This window comes from Proteus sp. LHD240705, assembly GCF_047921555.1.
GTDB lineage: Bacteria > Pseudomonadota > Gammaproteobacteria > Enterobacterales > Enterobacteriaceae > Proteus.
Window position 1 is genome coordinate 353,433 of sequence record NZ_JBLRMI010000001.1, and the last position, 17,248, is coordinate 370,680.

Annotated in this window: 11 protein-coding genes; 6 read left to right on the top strand and 5 right to left on the bottom strand. The window is 37.1% G+C overall.

What is annotated here, in order from left to right:
• Window positions 1–11 precede the first annotated feature (11 nt).
• From kdpB to kdpE, 4 genes are read left to right on the top strand one after another with little or no spacing between them, the layout of a single operon-like run.
• A complete protein-coding gene (kdpB, locus tag ACNART_RS01700) occupies window positions 12–2,069 on the top strand; it encodes a potassium-transporting ATPase subunit KdpB (protein ID WP_416303418.1) in 2,058 nt (685 codons plus the stop codon).
• A gap of 10 nt (window positions 2,070–2,079) precedes the next feature.
• Window positions 2,080–2,676, top strand: coding sequence for a potassium-transporting ATPase subunit KdpC (gene kdpC, locus ACNART_RS01705; RefSeq protein WP_368926715.1), 597 nt, complete (start codon window positions 2,080–2,082; stop codon window positions 2,674–2,676).
• A gap of 1 nt (window position 2,677) precedes the next feature.
• The gene (gene kdpD, locus ACNART_RS01710) at window positions 2,678–5,398 is read left to right on the top strand and encodes a two-component system sensor histidine kinase KdpD (protein WP_102086678.1); all 2,721 of its coding nucleotides are present in this window, start codon (window positions 2,678–2,680) and stop codon (window positions 5,396–5,398) included.
• A complete protein-coding gene (kdpE, locus tag ACNART_RS01715; RefSeq protein WP_100158294.1) occupies window positions 5,395–6,078 on the top strand; it encodes a two-component system response regulator KdpE in 684 nt (227 codons plus the stop codon). The genes kdpD and kdpE overlap by 4 nt, the downstream gene beginning before the upstream one ends.
• Before the next feature lie 22 nt (window positions 6,079–6,100).
• On the opposite strand, the gene ACNART_RS01720 is transcribed toward kdpE, so the two are convergent.
• The 3 genes from ACNART_RS01720 to ACNART_RS01730 are packed head-to-tail and all read right to left on the bottom strand — an operon-like array spanning window position 6,101 to window position 11,067.
• The gene (locus ACNART_RS01720) at window positions 6,101–7,228 is read right to left on the bottom strand and encodes an ABC transporter permease (RefSeq protein ID WP_416303419.1); all 1,128 of its coding nucleotides are present in this window, start codon (window positions 7,226–7,228) and stop codon (window positions 6,101–6,103) included.
• On the bottom strand, window positions 7,229–9,985 hold the full coding sequence (gene rbbA / locus ACNART_RS01725; protein ID WP_180949084.1) for a ribosome-associated ATPase/putative transporter RbbA: 2,757 nt from the start codon (window positions 9,983–9,985) through the stop codon (window positions 7,229–7,231). It abuts the gene before it with no gap.
• Window positions 9,986–9,993: 8 nt separating this feature from the next.
• Complete coding sequence (locus ACNART_RS01730) at window positions 9,994–11,067, bottom strand: HlyD family secretion protein (RefSeq protein ID WP_102086674.1); 1,074 nt, start codon at window positions 11,065–11,067, stop codon at window positions 9,994–9,996.
• A gap of 850 nt (window positions 11,068–11,917) precedes the next feature.
• Between ACNART_RS01730 and ACNART_RS01735 the strand changes: the two genes are divergently transcribed.
• Window positions 11,918–12,952 (top strand): isoaspartyl peptidase/L-asparaginase family protein, encoded by a 1,035-nt coding sequence (locus ACNART_RS01735; protein WP_198632149.1) that lies wholly within the window; start codon window positions 11,918–11,920, stop codon window positions 12,950–12,952.
• A gap of 342 nt (window positions 12,953–13,294) precedes the next feature.
• On the top strand, window positions 13,295–14,287 hold the full coding sequence (locus ACNART_RS01740; RefSeq protein ID WP_198619482.1) for a tyrosine-type recombinase/integrase: 993 nt from the start codon (window positions 13,295–13,297) through the stop codon (window positions 14,285–14,287).
• 91 nt (window positions 14,288–14,378) lie between these two features.
• Here the strand turns inward: ACNART_RS01740 and ACNART_RS01745 are convergent, their stop codons facing one another.
• Both ACNART_RS01745 and ACNART_RS01750 read right to left on the bottom strand, forming a co-directional pair.
• Window positions 14,379–15,830 (bottom strand): AMP nucleosidase, encoded by a 1,452-nt coding sequence (locus ACNART_RS01745; protein ID WP_349443114.1) that lies wholly within the window; start codon window positions 15,828–15,830, stop codon window positions 14,379–14,381.
• 66 nt (window positions 15,831–15,896) lie between these two features.
• Entirely contained in the window at window positions 15,897–17,225 is a 1,329-nt protein-coding gene (locus ACNART_RS01750; RefSeq protein WP_349443113.1) for a hypothetical protein, read from the bottom strand.
• Window positions 17,226–17,248: the final 23 nt, after the last annotated feature.

Here is a 17,248-nt window from a genome sequence, read left to right on the forward strand (position 1 = left end):
GGAAACGTATCATGAAAAAAACTCAACTATTTGACAGAAAAACTGTGATATCGGCTTTCTTTGATGCGATAAAAAAATGTACGCCTCAAGCACAATGGCGTAACCCCGTTAAGTTTATTGTTTATGTGGGTGCGCTCTTAACTACCGGAATTTGGATTGCTTCGCTGTTAGATTATCTTCCTGATGATAATCACTTTACTTCACAAGTCATGTTTTGGTTATGGGTGACATTGCTATTTGCCAATTTCGCTGAATCATTAGCAGAAAGTCGAAGCAAAGCACAAGCTGCTAGCTTACGAGGTGCTAAACAACAATCCAAAGCGATACGTTTACATCATGCAGACATTAATGCCTCGAAAGAAACCGTTGACTCTTTCTCATTGCATAAAGGTGATATCGTTTTAGTCAACGCTGGCGAAACTATTCCTTGTGATGGTGAAGTCATTGAAGGTGGTGCTTCTGTTGATGAAAGTGCGATTACGGGTGAATCAGCACCTGTTATTCGTGAATCAGGTGGCGATTTTTCTTCTGTGACTGGTGGCACTCGAGTATTGTCAGATTGGCTGATTATTCGCTGCACTGCTGAGGCAGGTAATTCATTTCTCGACCGCATGATTGGAATGGTAGAAGGTGCAAAGCGTAGAAAGACGCCGAATGAAGTTGCTTTGACCATCTTATTAACTGCACTGACGCTGATTTTCTTATTGGCTTGTATAACACTTTATCCATTTAGTGTGTTTGCTGTCGAATTTCAAGGTCATGGTGAGGTTATTTCTGTTGTCACTTTAATTGCTTTGTTGGTGTGTCTTATTCCCACAACGATTGGCGGCTTGCTTTCATCAATTGGTGTGGCGGGAATGAGCCGCATGTTAGATGCCAATGTGATTGCAACCAGTGGGCGTGCTGTTGAAGCCGCCGGTGATGTTGATGTCTTACTTCTTGATAAAACAGGCACGATTACACTCGGTAACCGTCAAGCTTCTCGTTTTATCCCTCTTTCGGGTATTAGCGAAAAACAACTTGCTGATGCAGCACAATTAAGCTCGCTTGCAGATGAAACGCCCGAAGGCAGAAGTATTGTGATCCTCGCTAAACAGCGTTTTAATTTGCGCGAACGTGATTTAGCGTCAATTGGAGCTTCTTTTATTCCCTTCTCTGCAATGACAAGAATGAGTGGTGTCAATTTAGGAGAGCGCTTGATCCGCAAAGGTTCCGTTGATGCTATTCGTCGCCATATTGAAGTCAGTCACGGCCATTTTCCTGATGAAGTCACCGCGATAGTTGAGCAAGTAGCGAGATCCGGAGGAACACCGCTGGTGGTAGTGGAAAATCAGAAAATTTTAGGTGTTGTTGAACTTAAAGATATTGTGAAAGGTGGAATTAAAGAGCGCTTTGCTCAACTTCGCCAAATGGGTATAAAAACCGTCATGATCACCGGTGATAATCATCTTACGGCGGCGGCTATCGCAGCAGAATCTGGTGTTGATGATTTTCTGGCTGAAGCAACACCTGAAGCAAAACTGGCATTAATTCGCCAATATCAATCAGAAGGTCGATTAGTCGCAATGACGGGTGACGGTACTAATGATGCTCCAGCTTTGGCGCAAGCGGATGTCGCTGTTGCCATGAATTCAGGCACTCAAGCTGCCAAAGAAGCGGGAAATATGGTCGATTTAGACTCTAATCCAACAAAATTAATCGAAGTTGTGCATATTGGTAAACAAATGCTAATGACACGGGGCGCTTTAACCACATTTAGTATTTCCAACGATATCGCCAAATACTTCGCCATTATTCCTGCGGCTTTCGCTGTCACCTACCCACAGCTCAACATGCTTAATGTCATGAACTTACATTCACCAGCATCTGCCATGCTATCTGCGGTTATTTTTAATGCCTTAATCATTGTCTTTTTGATCCCTCTTGCCCTTAAAGGTGTGCATTATCGCCCTGTTTCTGCGCATTCATTATTGCGCCGTAACCTCTCTTTATATGGGATCAGCGGATTATTAGTCCCTTTTATTGGCATTAAAATCATCGATATGATCTTAGCGTTTATTGGGTTTTAAGGAGCTCTATATGCATCTATTTCGTTCATCCTTAGTAATGTTATTATTACTCACATTAATAACCGGACTCGCCTATCCTTTGTTTGTTACAGGATTAGCCAATCTTATTTTCCCATGGCAAGCGAATGGTTCATTGGTTTATCAAGATAACAAGCTCATTGGATCTGAATTTATTGGGCAACAATTTACACGGGATGATTATTTTAAAAGTCGTCCATCAATGACGTCAGAAATGCCCTATAACAGCATGGCTTCAGGCGCTAGCCAATTAGCATCTTCAAATCCATTATTGCTTAATGAGGTCACGAAACGCGTTCAAATGTGGCAAAAAGCGGTTGATAATGATCAGGCTGTTCCTGTTGATTTAGTGACCGCATCAGGGAGTGGACTTGATCCTCATATTTCATTACAAGCGGCCTATTACCAAGTTGAAAATATTGCACATTCTCGTCAACTCACTAAAGATGAGATTAAGCAATTAATAAAAGAGAATACGACAACACCATTAATCTCATTTTTAGGTGAGCCTGTGATTAATGTCTTTAAGCTTAATCAGGCACTTGATAGATTAAGTGCAGAAAAACATAAAAGAGTGAGTGTTCAATAAAATGGAACATGACCAACAATGGCAACGTCCCTCACCCGATGATTTACTCGCTTCAACGCGAACAACAACTCGTGGACGACTAAAAATATTTTTTGGGGCTTGTGCAGGTGTAGGGAAAACTTACACCATGTTGCAAGAAGCTCAACGCCTCCACCAGCAAGGTATTGATGTGCTTGCTGGTATTGTCGAAACGCACCAAAGACAAGAAACGGCGGCATTACTTCACGGATTACCTTTATTGCCGCCACAACGTATTCATCATCATGGTAGAAAGCTTGTCGCATTTGATTTAGATGCCGCATTAGCCAGACACCCAGCAGTGATCTTAATGGATGAGCTGGCATTTAGTAACCCTCATAAATGCCGGCATCCTAAGCGTTGGCAAGATGTGGAAGAGCTGTTGGATGCAGGTATTGATGTACTTGCCACAATAAATGTGCAACACATTGAAAGTCTTAATGATATCGTGGGAAGTATTACAGGAATTCGTGTCCAAGAGACGATCCCTGACTATATTTTTGATAGTGCTGATGAAGTGGTTATGGTGGATTTACCGCCTGATGATCTACAACAACGGTTGCATGAAGGCAAAGTATATCTAGCTGGACAAGCAGAACGGGCCATCGAACACTTTTTTCGTAAAGGTAATTTAATCGCACTACGAGAATTAGCTTTACGCCGTATGGCAGATAGAGTTGATACACAAGTTAAAGAGTTTCGAGATAGCCAAGGAACGGCTCCTGTTTGGCACACCACAGATAGTCTGATGGTATGCCTTGGTGCTCATGGCGGTAACGACAAATTAGTTCGCACGGCAGCGCGTTATGCTGCCGCTTTTGGTTGCCAATGGCATGCTATTTATGTTGAAACCCCTAAGCTTCATCAAATTGGAGAGCATAAACGCCGAGCTATTTTACACTCGCTAAAACTGGCACAACATCTAGGTGCAAGAACCGCGATCCTTTCTGATAATCAAGCTGAAAAAGCGGTGATCCGCTACGCCAGAGAGCATAATCTTGGAAAAGTGATTATTGGTCAACGTGCTTACCAAAAATGGCAATGGTTAAAACGTTGGATACGGATGCGTTTTGCAGAAAAATTAGCACGTTATGCACCCGACCTCCATGTTATTAGTGTTGCTCTCAATGATGAGGACATTCGTTATAAAACCAAAACAGCACCACTGCAAAATGATAAATGGCGACAAGAGATAAAAGGCTATTTAACAGCGATTGGATTATGTTTAGCGATAACCTTATTCTCTCGCACATTTCTATTAGCCCTTGATAAAGCCAACTTAGTGACACTCTATTTATTGGGTGTTGTATTAATTGCACTCTTTTTTGGTCGTCGTCCTTCTATTTTTGCAGCATTAATCAACGTTATTAGTTTTGACTTGTTTTTTGTACAGCCCCACTTTTCACTCGCTGTACTCGACATGCAATATTTGATCACTTTCACCGTCATGCTTATTGTAGGATTAGTGGTCGGTAATTTAACTGCGGGTATGCGTTATCAAACTCGTGTCGCCCGTTATCGAGAACAACGCACTCGCCACTTATTTGAAATGACAAGAGAACTGGGTCGAGCGGTAACGTTACAAGACGTTGTTCGTACCAGTTACCATTTTTTATCAAGTGCGTTTGATGCCAAAGTTTGCTTATTGCTTCCCAACAAACAAGGTGAATTAACACCTTTTTATGCGCAAGGTATGGGGCATTTACCTATTGATAATGCAATTGCACGTTGGTGTTGTGATAAAGACCAAATTGCTGGTGCAGGCACAGATACTCTGCCAAGTGTGCCTTATCAATTGCATCCGATTACAGCATCTCAACAAGTTTTAGCTATTTTAGCGATTGAACCGAATAATCTTCGCCAACTGCTTATCCCTGAACAACAGCAGCTATTGCAAACTTTTAATGGTTTGATTGCTAATGCACTTGAGCGATTACAACAGGCTGAAATTGCAGAACAATCTCGAATTAACATCGAACGAGAACAATTAAGAAATGCATTATTGGCTGCGCTTTCTCATGATTTAAAAACACCGCTTACTGTTCTTTTTGGACAATCAGAGATTTTACTTCTCGATTTAAGCGCTGAAGGTTCATCTCATACAGAACAAGTTAGCCAAATTCGACAACAGATCCTTACCACCTCACGCTTGGTCAATAATTTACTTGATATGGCACGTATTCAATCTGGCGGCATTCAAGTGAATTTACAATGGAATTCGTTGCAAGAAATTACAGGAAGTGCCATTCGTTCTCTCTCTTATTTACTTGATAAACATCCATTAGAAATTGATATTTCCGCTGATTTATTGCTCTATTGCGATGGTAATTTAATTGAACGAGTTATCACGAACTTACTTGAAAATGCAGTGAAATATACGACATCAAGCACAAAAATTGGAGTAAGAGCCTATATTGAAGCTTCTAAAATTCATGTTGAAGTGTGGGATGAAGGCGATGGTATTCCAACTGACCAACTACAACTTATTTTTAATAAATTTTCACGCGCAGTAAAAGAATCCGCAATTCCTGGTGTTGGATTAGGTCTAGCAATATGTAGCGCGATTATTCGCTTACATGAAGGTGAAATCTGGGCTGAAAACCTTAATTTGTCTGAAAACCATAAAAAAGGTGGAGCAAGTTTCCACTTTGTTTTACCTTTAAAATCACTCCCTGATATTGATGAGATTGAAATAAAACAGTGACTCCATATAACATTTTAATTATTGAAGATGAAAAAGAGATCTTACGCTTTGTTCGGCTTGCTTTAGAGAACGAAGGATTTCGTGTTTATGAAGCCAATGAATGTCAACGTGGGTTAATTGAAGCCGCATCAAGAAAACCTGATTTAGTCATTCTTGATCTGGGTTTACCTGATAAAGATGGGCTGTGTTTTATTCAAGACTTTCGCCAATGGAGTAGTACACCCGTTATCGTACTTTCAGCGCGAGATTCGGAACAAGATAAAGTGAAAGCGCTTGATGCAGGAGCGGACGACTATCTGACTAAACCCTTTGGCATCAGTGAACTACTCGCCAGAGTCAGAGCATCACTACGCCGTTTTGTTAAACAAGAAACACAGAGCACGCAATTTACGTTTGGCGATATTACAATTGATTGGGTTAATCGTATTGTTACTCGTCAAAATGAACCCGTTCATTTAACACCAACAGAATTTCGTTTGCTAAGCGAATTGGTTAATAACAGCGGTAAAGTGCTTACTCAACGGCATTTAATGCAACATGTTTGGGGACCAAATTTCGTTGAACACAGTCACTATTTGCGCATTTATATGGGACATTTACGCCAAAAACTAGAAACCGATCCCGCATGTCCAGTGCATTTAATGACAGAAACGGGGATCGGCTATCGATTTATGCCTTAATATTTTCTATAACATAATGACATTAAGCCATTGCCGAAATGGTTTTTCTAAAACGTAATAATGCTAATGAAAAAAACACAGAGCCAATAACAATTAAGATAATGAATTGTGGCCACACAATCGAGAAGTCAGCACCACGATATAAAATAGCCTGAGCTAAGCTAACAAAGTGTGTAGTTGGCATTGTTTGCATTACATCCTGTACAAACTGGGGCATACTTTCTCGTGATGTCATCCCTCCTGATAGCATATTTAATGGCAACAATACCATAATCATCAATAAACCAAATTGAGGCATTGAGCGAGCCATTGTTCCTAAAAAAATGCCTATTGAGGTTGTCGCAAATAAGCTTAAAGCAACACCACACATAAACAGTAGAACAGAACCTTCGATAGGAACATGAAGTAAAGATTTCACGACTAAGACCAGCGACATAGCTGATGCCAATAATACAACCAATCCCATTGACCATATCTTAGAAAGCATGATTTCAAAGGGAGTTACAGGCATAACCAGTAAGTGCTCAATGGTGCCATGCTCTCGCTCTCTTATTAATGCTGCTCCTGTTAATACTATCGATAACATATTGATATTATTGATAATTGCCATAACAGAACCAAACCAAGATTGTGTCAGATTCGGGTTGAAACTCATTCTAACTTCCAAATCAACAGGCAGTGGATCGTTGGTTCTATTTTTCGCTAAAAAGGTTTTTGCTTCACCCATTACAATATTTTGAATATAGCTATTACCTAAAAAAGCTTGGCTCATTCTCGTTGCATCAATATTAACTTGTATTTCAGGTTTTCGACCTGCTAAGAGATCACGCTGAAAATTAGGCGGAATATCGAGTGCAAAGGTATAAGCTCCTCTATCTAATAAACCATCAATTTGCTCAGGAGTAATCTCAGCTGGAGGTAAGAAATAAGGCATATAAAAACTATTTACAATACGTGCAGATAGCTGAGATTTGTCTTGATCAGCAACAGCAATCGGCGCGTGATGCAACGAACCGGGTGTAACAGTTGCTGATGAATAAATAGACACAGTAAAAGCAAACACAATTAACGCCAACATCGCTTTATCACGAGAGAGACTGCGTAGCTCTTTTACGCCTAAATTAAACACATTTTGAATTGTGCGCCACATTTAAGCCTCCTGCTTTTTCAAGAAAAAGATACTCAACCCAATAACAATTGGGATAGTGATAAGCAAAGGAATAAAAGACCAAGGTAAATCAAAAAGGTTTAATCCCTTAGAGAATGTTCCTCTTGAGATAGTTAAAAAGTGAGATGTAGGATAAATATGCCCTATCCATTTACCTATACCTTCCAGTGACGAAACAGGATCAATCATTCCTGAAAATTGTGTTGCTGGAATTAAGGTAATAATTGAAGTACCAAAAATGGCTGCAATCTGACTTTTCATAAAGCAAGAAATGAGTAATCCCATTCCAGTAGCAATGGTGATATAGAGTAATGCACCTAAAGAAAGCGTTAACATACTCCCTTTAAAACTTACCCCAAACACAAAGACAGAAAGCGCACAGAGCATAAAAAAGTTAAACATACCCAACAAGATGTAAGGAAATTGCTTGCCTAGCAAAAATTCTGCTTTGGTGATAGGTGTAACATAAAGATTAATAATAGAACCCAGCTCTTTTTCACGAACGACACTCAATGCACTTAACATTGCAGGGATCATCATCAATAACAGTGGAATAACTGCTGGTACAATGGCGGGTAAACTTTTTACATCAGGATTATAGCGATAACGGGTTTCTATATTAATAGGTGATAATTTATCAACCACATTAGTTGGTTGACGCATAGCCATATCAAGCATCCATGTTGTATGCATTGCCTGAATATAACCGCGAACAGTTTCAGCCCGATTAGGCATTGCGCCATCAATCCAGACACCTATTTTTACAGTATGGCCTTTGGCAACATCTCGCGCAAAGTTAGGAGGAATTTCAATCGCAACCGTAATATCACCACTACGCAACCGCTTTTCCAGTTGGTCATAATCGGTGATAGGTGCCTTTTCAATAAAATAACGAGAGCCTGAAAGGTTTTGGCTATATGCCTGACTTAACCCTGTTTTATCTCTATCCATAATACCGAAGCGTAGATTTTCTACATCTAGACTAATACCGTAACCCATAATAAACATCAAGATCACCGTACCTAATAGCGCTAAAGTAAGGCGTACCGGATCTCGGCGTAATTCCATACCTTCACGAATACTATAGCTAAATAAACGCCGTAAACTAAATCGTTGCTTTAACGCTTTTTCTGCACTTTCATGACTAGATGCTGGAAGTTGTAGGCTTTTTTCATCAAGTTCAGGTGCCTCTTGTTCACCTGATGCCTTTTTAAGGTAATCAATAAAGACTTCTTCAAGCGTATCAAATTGGCTATTTTTAACTAAATTTTCAGGTGTATCTGTGACTAATACTTTACCAGCATGCATCAGCGACATTCGGTCACAACGTGCCGCTTCATTCATAAAGTGAGTTGAGATAAAAATAGTGACACCGTCACGTCTTGATAGGTCAACCATCAAATTCCAGAACATATCTCGCGCAATGGGATCAACCCCTGAAGTTGGTTCATCCAATATCAACATTTCAGGTTTATGGATAACAGCAACGGCGAGCGACAAACGCTGACGAATTCCTAATGGCAAACCATCAGGCATTATTTCTTCAACATCCGTTAAATTAAAACGCTCACTCATTTCCCTAACACGTTGAGGAATTTCCTCTTCTGGAATATGAAAAAGCTTGGCGTGTAATTCAAGGTTTTGTCGTACAGTCAATTCACTGTAAAGTGAAAATGCTTGAGACATATAACCAACACGACGACGTGTTTCAATATCTTTAGGATCAACTTCTTGACCAAATAACCAAGCTCGCCCTTCACTCGCTTCGAGTAAACCTGTCAGCATTTTCATAGTAGTTGATTTACCACAACCATTCGATCCTAAGAATCCAAAAATTTCTCCTTTAGGAATACGAAAGCTTACATGGTCTACTGCAACAAATTGCCCAAAACGCATGGTTAAATCTTGTGCTTCAATGGCGATAGTATCATCGTCACTTTTATCTCTTGGAGGGATAATCACTTTTTGATGATCTTTCTTTTTCTCTTCTGGCAATAACTCGATAAAAGCAGCTTCTAGTTCATCAGTATGAGTTTGGGCTTTTAATTCATCGGCATGGCCTGTTGCTAATATTTTTCCGGCATCCATAGCAACCAACCAATCAAAACGTTCAGCTTCTTCCATATAAGCGGTCGCTACTAATACGCTCATATTTTTTTGACGCTTACGTATACGATTAATTAATTCCCAAAATTGCGCGCGGGATAACGGGTCAACCCCAGTAGTGGGTTCATCGAGAATAAGTAACTCTGGATCGTGAATAAGCGCACAACATAAACCCAGTTTTTGTTTCATTCCTCCAGAAAGTTTACCCGCAGGCCTATCACGGAATGGGGCTAAACCCGTACTTTCAAGTAAATCATTTATGCGTTCTGCCCGCTCTTGTTTTGATTGACCAAATAAACGACCAAAAAAATCCACATTTTCAAAAACAGAAAGTGTGTGATAAAGATTTTTACCTAATCCTTGAGGCATATAAGCAATACGAGGACAAACAGCTCTTCGGTGTTCAACATCATTCATATCACCGTTTAAAACAATTATTTGCCCAGTTTGGATTTCTCTCGCACCAGCAATAAGAGAGATCAAGCTCGATTTCCCTACACCATCAGGGCCAATTAGCCCGACCATTTTTCCAGCAGGAATAGCCAATGTCACATCATCAAGCGCTTTGGTATCGCCATAATGTTGGGATACATGAGTCAATTCAATGATATGAGAATGACTTTGCGTTCTCATTGTTTGACTCATTGCGGTAATTTTACCTCTAAATCAGTTGGCCAAGATTGGTTATTATCTAATCTAATATAAGCACGACCCGGTAATCCTGTTTTGACATATTCAAGGTGTTTTTCAAGTAATTCAGGTGCAATACGCGCTCTTACACGAAACATGAGTTTTAATCGTTCATTATCAGTTTCAACAGTTTTTGGTGTAAATTGAGCGACACTAGCAACGTAGGTTGTTTTTGCAGGAATAACGATATGAGGTGCCGCATCTAAAATAATGTGAACTTCACTTCCTAATGCAGCTTTACCAGCAGCTTCTGTTGGTAAAAAGAACGTCATATAAACATCACTTAAATCGACCATATTTAATACACGGCCGCCAGCGCCTAAAACTTCACCAGGCTCTGCGACACGATACTGAACACGACCATTACGCGGTGCTTTTAAAATACTGTCATCCAATTCTGCTAAGATGCGTCTTTCGGTTGCCGTTGCAGCATCCACTTTTGTATTAGCTTGAATGATCCCCGCTTTTGCCGATTCTATTGCAGCAATGGTTGCGGTTTCTTGAGCTTTAGCTGCTTCAACCGCCGCTCTTGCTCCTTCTGTTCTTGCAATATCATCATCTAATTGTTGAATAGAAATAGCATTAGTTTTTACTAATGCACGAGAACGATTAAGTCTTTTTTGTGCAGCATCAAGCTCCGCAATACGTTGACGAACAACTGCCTGAGCTGCAAGTTGTTCACTTTTACGTTGTGATAATGCAGATTGTGCAGTGACCACACTGCTTTTTGCTTGGTTTAATTGAGCTTGAACTTCATGAAGTTGTTCTTTAAGTGTTCGAGTGTCCATGTTTGCTAACACTTCACCCGCTTTAACAAAATCACCTTCTTGAACTAAAATAGAGTCTATTCTTCCCGGACTCTTTGTTGAAATATCGATTTCTGTTGCTTCTATTCTCCCATTACTTTGAGCAAATCCTGAAGGAAGTGTTGGTGCTTGAGATTTCCACCAAAAAATTCCCGCAGCAACAACCGCGACAAGAATGATGCTATAAATAAAAAAACGACTCTTTTTTTGATTTTTCATATAAATTATTTAACCTTCCTTTAGCCATAAAAGAATACCAAAAATATGTTTATCCGCTGTATGTAAGAAAATAGTTAAATAATGAGACGTATTAATTTTTATTTTTTATTTATATTTAAAAATAGTTCATTTGTATTGATAAAGCTAACGCACTCACTATAAAAAAATAAAATATTAAAAGCTAACCTTATGAATTATAAATGTTATGTTATTATAATAGAGCCTTAACCCAAATTAATGTAGTACTTTTATCACATAATCTACCATCTATTTTTGATTATTCGAGGAAACACACAAATTGTATATAGAAAGTTAGTTTTCGTTACATTAAAATACAAATGAAATAATAACAAAACGTTATCAAATATTAATCAATATTAAAATAAAACTTAATTTTTTGATAAAACCCAATTAATAACCGAATTATCCCTAATTTAAAATTATCAAAAATTGTATTTATTATATTATTTAATAAATTTTATATTTTAAATTTCATAATATAAAATAAAAACAAAAAGTAAAAATAACATTATTATTTTTATTCTTAAAAAAATACTATTAGCTACGTCTTATATTTATTATCTTCATTAAACAAAGAAACATTAAAAATATACACCGCATTAACTTTTCCATTTAAAAAATAACGAAATCAGTCTATTACATGATGAAGATCGATAATTTAAAAAGAAAGTTGAGTGTTCAGACCACTTACACTTTAAACTTTTTATATAGTGATTATTGCAGTTAGTAATCAAAGTACTTTGATGTAGTTAATTAGAATTTAAGATCAAGATCGTAAAATCCATATGATGATACCACGTCAATTTTAATTAAAAACAAGAAGGGTTATATGAATAATATTAAGTATAAACTCGCTACAATAACACTTTGCACACTGTTTGCTACCTCTGTTTTCGCAAATACTGATACCCCTATTCGCCTTGTAATTCATGGTGGTGCAGGAACAATTACTAAAGACACCATCACACCAGAACAAGAAAAAGAATATAAAGAAAAACTAACTGAGGCATTAAATGCTGGATATGCTGTTTTAAATAGTGGAGGTACCAGCATAGAAGCTGTTCAAAAATCCATTAATGTGATGGAAGATTCCCCCTTATTTAATGCAGGGAAAGGTGCCGTTTTTACCCATGATGGTCGTAATGAACTTGATGCTTCTATTATGGATGGTAAAACCCGTAAAGCTGGCGCTGTTGCGGGTGTAACTACGGTTAAAAATCCAATTAACGCAGCCATTGCAGTGATGGAAAAAAGTCCACATGTTATGATGGTTTCTAATGGTGCTGATCTTTTTGCTAAAGAACAAGGGCTTACAATTGTTGATCCTTCCTATTTTAGGACTGAACATCGTTGGCAACAACTTCAAAAAGCAATAGAGAAAGAACAAGTCGTTTTAGACCATGATGGTAAAACAGCTGCTCTTTTTGTTGATCCTATGATGTACGATTATAAATATGGCACTGTTGGTGCAGTTGCTCTTGACCAACATGGCAACTTGGCAGCGGGAACTTCGACGGGAGGCATGACAAACAAGCGTTATGGCCGAGTTGGTGATTCCCCAATTATTGGTGCGGGTAATTATGCTGATAATGAAACCGTTGCTGTATCTGCAACAGGATCTGGTGAAATGTTTATCAGAACATTAACGGCATTTAATATCGCAACCCAAGTTAAATATAAAAATTTACCTTTAGAAGAAGCTGCTCAAAATGCACTTGATGAAGTTAAAGCGATTGATGGTAGTGGCGGTGTTATCGTATTAGATAAAACAGGTAACTACACAATGAGTTTTAATTCTGAAGGTATGTATCGTGGCACGATTGGTAATGATGGAAAGCCAGTTGTCGCCATTTATAAAGAGTAAATTTAAACGGTTATTTTTCTATTTCGTACCCAATATTTATGTTTGATCTTCTCCTTTTCTAAAAAGAAAAAAGATAAAACATTGGGTACGAAACTCATTATATAAGCCTATTCCCCCCTTATTTCCTGCATTCTATCTTAAATCTATTTAACGTTATTTTTATCATTAACGCGCTCCGATTATTATCCCCCCCCAAAAAGCTCATTTAATAAACGATATGATGGTAAAGCATACAAGATCGATTCTACTTATTAAAATGATCCTTTGAAAAAGTAGCTTTTTTCTTTTTTGGATCTGTTAGAATATTCATCATGGTTATGTTGATTTAATAAGGAAATCACAGTGGAATTTCACCACGACGATCAGGATTTAACACCCGAAACATCGCTAGTGTTGTCTGAAAAACAAGCAATATTGGATCTGAATGCAACATTCACCTCGCCTGCTCATACTAACCCTGCAATGGCATATTTAATGAGTTTAGGTTCAAAACGTAGTCGTCAAACAATGGGATCGTTTCTAACTATTGTTGCCAAAATGATCGGTTTCTCTTCTCTTAAAAATTGCCAATGGGGAGCACTTCGTCGTCATCATATTCAAGCAATTATTGATATGTTGTCTGATGCCAATAAAGCCCCCGCCACTATCAATACTTATCTTGCTGCCTTAAAAGGTGTTGCTTTAGAAGCTTGGGCAATGAAACAAATGGATACTGAAAGTTATCAGCATATCCGCCAAGTTAAATCGGTAAGAGGAAGTCGGTTACCCAAAGGGCGTGCACTAACTAGCAGTGAAATCCGTGCTTTATTTAGAAGTTGTGAAAAAGACAATTCATCGAAAGGTTTAAGAGATGCCGCAATATTAAGCGTGCTATTAGGTTGTGGATTACGTCGCTCAGAAATTGTGGCTCTAAATTACGAACATATTCAGTTTCGTGATCAAGCCTTTATTGTCAGGGGTAAAGGTAATAAAGAACGCATGTCTTATATGCCTGATGATACTTGGGATCGTGTTCAATTATGGATCGATGAAATAAGAGGTACTCAAGATGGCGCCCTTTTTACTCGAATTCGTCGGTTCGATGATGTTACTGATGAGCGAATAACAGACCAAGCCATTTACTATATTTTAGAAATACGCCAACAAGAAAGTGGTATTGATAAATTTGCTCCCCATGATTTGAGAAGAACCTTTGCTTCAGCAATGCTTGATAACGGTGAAGATATTGTCACGGTAAAAGATGCTATGGGACATGCCAGTATTATGACAACTCAGCGTTATGATAGACGTGGAGATGATCGACTAAGAAAAGCGGCTCGACATTTACGTTTTTAGTCTGAAAAATACCCAATTTAATAAATTAAATTGGGTATTTAAATTAAGCTTATTTTTATAACATGCTATTTTGCTGTTATTTTATTGTATTTTATCTGAAAGGTGGTTCGTTAAACGTTCTTAACTTACGAGAATGTAATTTATCTTCTTCTTCTTTTAATAGCTCAATCGCTTGAATACCAATTTGCAGATGTTCTGATACCGCACCTTCATAAAAATGATTAGCCTGACCAGGCAATTTAATTTCACCATGTAACGGTTTATCTGATACACACAATAAGGTGCCATAAGGAACGCGAAAACGATAACCTTGTGCAGCAATTGTGGCACTTTCCATATCAACAGCGACGGCGCGACTTAAGTTAAATCTTCTCGCTGAAACGGAAAAACGTAATTCCCAGTTGCGATCATCCGTTGTAACAACAGTTCCCGTTCTTAATCTCTGTTTTATTTCATGTCCTGGTTTACCACTAATCATTTTCGTCGCATCATAAAGTGCACGTTGTACTTCAGCAATATTTGGGATAGGAATATCAGGAGGTAAAACGTCATCTAAAATATGATCATCACGTAAATAAGCATGAGCCAAAACATAATCACCAAGTTGCTGGCTTTCACGTAGCCCGCCACAATGACCAATCATTAACCAAACATGAGGGCGTAAAACCGCTAAGTGATCGCAAATTGTTTTCGCATTTGAAGGGCCAACACCAATATTCACTAATGTTATTCCGGGACCTTCTTTAGCAATTAAATGATAGGCAGGCATTTGATATTTCTTCCAAGTTAAATCAGAAATTAACTTTTCAGGATCAACGGTTTCCGCCGTAATTTGCTGAAATCCCGCACAAGAGAGTGCGCAATATGCGCTATTCTTATCTGCAACTTGTTCACAAGCCCAACGAACAAACTCATCAACATAACGATTATAGTTTGTATATAAAATATAAGGTTGAACATCTTCAGGTAATGTTCCCGTATAATGTTTTAAACGTGCTAATGAAAAATCAGTACGCAATGCATCAAAATGAGAAAGAGGTAAAATATCCCTATCACTGATTAAACCATCGGTAATTTCATCACCAATTTTAGACAAATCAGTAGTAGGAAAGTATTTTGCTAAAGAGGCACTCATCTTTCTATCAAAACCAATGCCTGTACCATCAATGACAAAAGGATAAGGAATTTCTTGTTTTGAAGCAGTTACTTCAAAAGTAGCATGGTAAGCATCAGCAATAAGTTGCAGTTGTTCTGACAGATAATTTTCAAATAAAGCCGGATTAGTAATCGTGGTAGAATAATTACCTGATTTTGATAATCTACCATAAGCACGCGTTTTATCTTCTGTTTTAACTTCACCATACCAATGTACAGTTAATTGAGGGTAAGCAAATATTCCTTCAGCTCTTTGTTTTATATCTGGTAATTTTCCATCTTGAACATAATCAATAATGGCATTGCGTAATGCATCAACAGCATTTTGATATTGTTGTTTTAATTCATTAATAATTTTTTGAATTTCTGGATTATGAGGTTGTGACATAAAAGAGCCTCTTATTTATTATTGGTTTATAACCATAATAGCAAGAAGCTCTGTTTAGCCCAATAGTCAACATTCTAAGATCGCGTATTTATATTCACTTTTACTATCTAGAATAAGTGTTTTATTTTTAAAATCATATTCGAAAATTAATTTTGTATGATCTTCTAACGTAATTTTATTTCCGACTAATAATAACTCTGAAAGATTAGAATCAAGTGCAGTTACATTAAAATATTTATCCAATGAAAAAGGCTTTCCTACAAGCTCCTCACTAACGAGGTTGACTAAATTATAGTGTTTTTCATTAACGTACGCTAACTCTGTATTTACTAAATTGTCTATATCATTAGTATTTTTATCTTGTAATGATTTTTTATTTTCTACTTCAATTCTTATTTTATTTTTACTATCATCTTTTATAACATTTATTGTTGTTTTTCCTGAATAAGGAACATTAATTAATCCTGCAAATGGATCTTGTTCCATCAAAAATGATTTAAATTCAAGAATTCCTTTTTGATACAATAAGGAGTAAATTATTTCTTTATCATTTTCATTCAAATTTGTAAATTTATTTTTTAATTTTTTGAATTCTAACTCTTTGAATTCTATCTCATCTAAACCTTGTGGTTTATTTTTTAGATCACCGATTGGAATAGAATCAATACTCAGCGTCATTCTTGATAGATCTTTAAATAGTTCAGTTTCAATTTTCTCTAACAGAGTCTTATATTTTGATGCTCCTTTTATACTCTCTTTTTCAATTTCAATAAGCTCTTTTAATTTATCTGGGAATAGCTCACAATCAAATTTAGCATTTTTATACAATTTATGTTTTAATATATAATCTCTATTGAATTTTTCCTCACTTCTGAATCTACTTATATTATTGATGATCATTTCGCTAATAATATCTTTTTTAATATCATCACTTTCAATTTTTTTCTTCTTTATTTCGATAGCCTTATCTATAGCATAGAATAATAAATCATCAAATCCAATTTTTTCTAACGATAGAATTATATCTTTTATGATTTTTATTTCATCAGATCCATCTTCATTTATATTACATATAAAGCTTATTTTTTCATCATTAAAGTTACCATCCAAAAGAATGGAGAAAATTATTTCATTATGTTTCTTTTCAATAAAAAAATTCTCTTTATATGCATCACCAGTAAGATCCCTTAATTTGCAAAATCCTTTTATTTTCTCAAAGTCATTTATTCTATGATCAAAAAAAGTCTCTTTAATTAATGGGATAACGATTTCTTCTTTCCCAAAACCAAACCAATTTTTTATTTTCTCCCATAAGGTCCTTACATTTAATGGTTCTTCTGTGTTTTTTATCTGTTCCATTCTATCATGATGAATTGAAACACCGTTGATTTTCATAGTTTTTATACCTAAGTCTAGAG